The sequence below is a fragment of the Cloacibacillus sp. genome (genome assembly GCA_036655895.1).
Taxonomy (GTDB): domain Bacteria; phylum Synergistota; class Synergistia; order Synergistales; family Synergistaceae; genus JAVVPF01.
This window is the reverse complement of the sequence record JAVVPF010000100.1, coordinates 1-2,384: the sequence shown is the minus strand read 5'-3', so window position 1 is coordinate 2,384 and position 2,384 is coordinate 1. Positions and strand designations below refer to the sequence as shown.

The window sequence follows — 2,384 nt, the reverse complement described above, 5'->3', positions numbered from 1 at the left end:
GGGTCATAAAAGACTGTAACGCTGCCATCGGCCGAGATCTGACCTGTAAGATATTCCTTCCACTCGGAATCTATGCTTGAAACGTCTATCGTTCCGCGGGAGGTATTAAGAGCCCAATCCTTACAAGCGAGCAATGTTGTAGGTGTGCTGGTGACCTCAATCATAACAAGTGAATTCTTTGACGCTATCTTACTCATGCTTTATCATCCTTTCTAATCCATATATGTTTTTATGGTAATTTGTGCCAAAGACCAGCCTGATTCTTCGTCATAATCAAAGTAGGCTTCTTCCAGAAAATAATCCCTACTTACACCAGACAGAGATTTTTCAAAAGCGTCCGCGATCTCCATGCACTGCTTTTTACCTTTATACTTTGTCCAAATAAAAACATCGACAAAACATTTTTGTTCTAAAGTATCCATGACACGTCCCTGCATTTTTCTAAACTCTCCAATACAGGCATATGGGCTCTTTACCTTGGCGGCACTGTCGGGGGTAATGAGGGAATCATACACGTCGGTGATTCCGTGAACACTTGCAAGCGTATTTTTTATTTCTACAACAATATCAAAGCTGCTCATATTTTATTCAGCTCCCGGTTGACGATTGCGTCAATGCGCTCAAGCGCTCGGTCTTCCAGTTTGTTGGCCGCAGGCTTTAAAAACGGATATGAACGACTGCGCTTTGTTCCATATTCAACAGCAAAGGCATAATAATCACGAGAGCCGGCTGCCTGCTTTTTAGTGCTGGTTTTATGTGCTTTTCCAGACTTTGGATAACCAGCAAACACCCTTGCAACAATAGAATTATTACGGCGGCGAACTGTCTTTACTATTGAATCTCTCAAATTACCGGTTTTGACACGTGCTTTTGAGCGCGCTTCCGCCCTTATCTCTTCTGCCGTTTGACGCAGAGCGTTTGCAGATTTTTCCTGAATCTCTTTAGACATGGATATTAAAGAACGGCTTAACTTTATATTACAGCGGTCCGCCCATTCAACTTCTATCCTGTCTGACATTATGATTCCTCCCTGCAAATCATAACGACATATCCTTTTTCAGGCAGTGATACGCTCTCCACATCAAAAACACGTTCGCCGCATTCGACTATATCCCCACGATGAGGCGTAAAGTCCTTGCGTGAGTCAGCGCGTATCGTTACTTCTACAAGACAAACATTCAGATCTCTGTTAGCCAGCATCTCGCCATAGGCTCGAATCGTGCGAAAAGAAGCCCAGCAGTTCTTTTTGATTAGATGTATCTCCTGTGAGCCGCCGCCCTCATCCTTGATCGTCTGCAAACCCTTCAAAAGAATATGCCGATTCAGCTTCCCCGGGTTCATATGTAATCACCGCAAATCTGGATATGCCCGATGATCATATCTGCTGTATGTGGCGTATCCGCTACGCCGGTACCAATTTTTATAACGTCACGGTTTTCATACCAATGCGCTATCATCTGCTTTAGGGCCGTCTGAAACAAGGCGTCATCTTCTATGGCAGTTTCCGTTTCACCGACCACGCGCTTCGTTTTGGCCGTCTTGCCTTTAAGATAAATAACGGCGGCGTCGAGACTCGCTTGAATCTCGACGTCGTCGTTATCATCTCCGACCCGCAGATAGGCTTTAACCTGTGCGAGAGTCAGCGGCATAGTTTAATCGCCGACCGTTACAACAAGCGCGAAGCTGCCGCCGTTCAGCACCAGATTGAACGTCTTATCGCCGTTGGCCAGCGTTGCAAGATACTCGCTGGTCAGCGTCAGGACGTTATCTGTAAAGGTATAGTTCGCCGCATTGACCGCCGTGCCGCCTATCTTCAGCGATGTCAGCGTCAAGCCGCCGCCTGTAAACGTGAATACCGCGTCAGCAGGAGCGGCCTTGCTGAACGCGGCAGATTCAGGACTCACGTTTACGCTGATTTTTTTAAGTATGCGAACGCCTTCGTTGTTATCGGGGCACCGTCAACCATCATGTAACCTACATAGTTGGTGCGCTGTGAGGTCGGCTTGTCCTCTTCCATTATCACGAGCTCTTTTGACACATTCATGCGGTAGCCCGCACGAACGTTGCCAAGAATCATAGCATTGGCCGGGACTCCGTCTTCAACATAGACAGGTGCACCGAAGATGCGTCCGATTGCTCCGGCGGAGGCGTCAGGTATAAATATCGGACGGCCCGTTGTGTCTTTGATAAGCGCAAGCTTGCTCCAAATGAACGCGTTCGTTGCATAGACCGCAGCACCGTTCATATATCCGCTGCCAACAAGCGCGAAGAGCTGGGCCAGCTTATCATAATCCGGCTCATCGCTTGTCGCCGTCCAGGTTAGGACCTGCGGCGTGCTGCTCTCGCCCTCAAGCTCCTTTGTGATACCTTTGGGCTGGGCTTTG

The 2,384-nt window shown here is 47.9% G+C and carries 7 protein-coding genes; all 7 read right to left on the bottom strand.

The genetic code is table 11. The features are described 5' to 3' along the window. The coding region (locus RRY12_13020; protein ID MEG2185595.1) for a hypothetical protein at positions 1–197 on the bottom strand (197 nt) is incomplete at its 3' end. 15 nt (positions 198–212) lie between these two features. Next, positions 213–581, bottom strand: coding sequence for a hypothetical protein (locus tag RRY12_13015; GenBank protein MEG2185594.1), 369 nt, complete (start codon positions 579–581; stop codon positions 213–215). Beyond that, positions 578–1,018: an HK97 gp10 family phage protein gene (locus RRY12_13010; GenBank protein ID MEG2185593.1), complete on the bottom strand. Its 441-nt coding sequence runs from the start codon at positions 1,016–1,018 to the stop codon at positions 578–580. Before RRY12_13010 ends, RRY12_13015 begins: the two co-directional genes overlap by 4 nt. Continuing rightward, complete coding sequence (locus RRY12_13005) at positions 1,018–1,341, bottom strand: head-tail adaptor protein (GenBank protein ID MEG2185592.1); 324 nt, start codon at positions 1,339–1,341, stop codon at positions 1,018–1,020. Before RRY12_13005 ends, RRY12_13010 begins: the two co-directional genes overlap by 1 nt. Beyond that, the gene (locus RRY12_13000) at positions 1,338–1,649 is read right to left on the bottom strand and encodes a head-tail connector protein (protein ID MEG2185591.1); all 312 of its coding nucleotides are present in this window, start codon (positions 1,647–1,649) and stop codon (positions 1,338–1,340) included. The genes RRY12_13005 and RRY12_13000 overlap by 4 nt, the downstream gene beginning before the upstream one ends. 3 nt (positions 1,650–1,652) lie before the next feature. Next, a complete protein-coding gene (locus tag RRY12_12995; protein ID MEG2185590.1) occupies positions 1,653–1,904 on the bottom strand; it encodes a X2-like carbohydrate binding domain-containing protein in 252 nt (83 codons plus the stop codon). A 2-nt stretch (positions 1,905–1,906) separates the two neighbouring features. Beyond that, the coding region (locus tag RRY12_12990; protein ID MEG2185589.1) for a phage major capsid protein at positions 1,907–2,384 on the bottom strand (478 nt) is incomplete at its 5' end.